Genomic DNA, 690 nt, shown 5'->3' with positions numbered 1-690 from the left:
TGGAGGCGTTCGCGGATGCTTTGCAGCAGGTGGTGAACCGGCACGACATCTATCGCACCGGTATCGCTTGGGAGGGTCTGCGGGAGCCGTTGCAGGTCGTGCGGCGACACGTTGAAGTGCCGGTGATCGAGCACTCCCTGGAATTCGACTCCACGGATCCGAAGCAGCGAGGCCGGGTTCTCATCGCCAAGGCCGGACTCGTGATGGACCTCGTCCGCGCGCCGTTGATGGATCTGCACGTGGCCGAGCTGCCCGAGGGGCGTTGCCTGGCCGTGGTGCGGCTGCATCATCTGCTGCAAGACCACCTGGGCATGGATGTGCTGCTGGAGGAACTGCGGGCGGTGCTCTCCGGCGCGGCCGACGAGCTGGCCCCCGCGCTGCCGTTCCGTAACTTCGTCGCGCAGACGCGGGCGGTGCCCAGGGAAGAGCACGAGCAATTCTTTGCCGACCTTCTCGGTGACGTGACCGAGCCGACCGCCCCCTACGGGCTGCTCGAAGCCCGCGGCGACGGCAGCGGGATTGTCGAGGCGGGCATGCCGCTGACTGAGGATCTCACCACCGAGCTGCGGCGGGTGGCGCGGGAGCTGGGTGTCAGCGCGGCGACTGTCCTGCACGTGGTGTGGGCGCGGGTGCTGGCGACGCTGTCGGGCCGGGATGACGTGGTGTTCGGGACCGTGCTCTTCGGCCGGA

At 68.4% G+C, this 690-nt stretch carries 1 protein-coding gene; it reads left to right on the top strand.

Annotation, left to right across the window (positions count from 1 at the left end; all coding sequences use genetic code 11):
* A partial coding sequence (locus ACYVOO_RS25945) for a condensation domain-containing protein (RefSeq protein WP_461018123.1) occupies positions 1-690 on the top strand: 690 nt, incomplete at both ends.

The sequence above is a fragment of the Streptomyces daliensis genome (genome assembly GCF_054782395.1).
Note: the sequence above shows the minus strand (reverse complement) of the source record. Positions and strands in the feature narration are given on the sequence as shown.